This window comes from Nocardia amamiensis, assembly GCF_015477605.1.
Taxonomy (GTDB): Bacteria; Actinomycetota; Actinomycetes; order Mycobacteriales; family Mycobacteriaceae; genus Nocardia; species Nocardia amamiensis_A.
This window is the reverse complement of record NZ_JADLQX010000317.1, coordinates 1-258: the sequence shown is the minus strand read 5'-3', so window position 1 is coordinate 258 and position 258 is coordinate 1. Positions and strand designations below refer to the sequence as shown.

The window sequence follows — 258 nt, the reverse complement described above, 5'->3', positions numbered from 1 at the left end:
CGATCAGTCGTCCGGCGCGATCGGCGGCCGAGGGTTCCAGCCACACGAACCGGATGACCACGCCGGCCGCCGGATCGAGCCGGTCCAGCGACTCGTCCAGCGCGGCCGAGGCGACCTCGACCAGCTCGGCATCGCCGACGCCCGCGTCGAACTCGGTCCGATCGATCAGCGCGTCCACCTCGACCGTGCCCGGCGCGGCGGTCTCGACGACCCAGTCGTCGCCGTCGCGGCGCAGGCTCGCCCGCAGCATGTCGTGCC

At 74.0% G+C, this 258-nt stretch carries 1 protein-coding gene; it reads right to left on the bottom strand.

The features are described from left to right. On the bottom strand, positions 1 to 258 hold a 258-nt coding region (locus tag IU459_RS37965; protein WP_195134356.1), incomplete at both ends, for a hypothetical protein.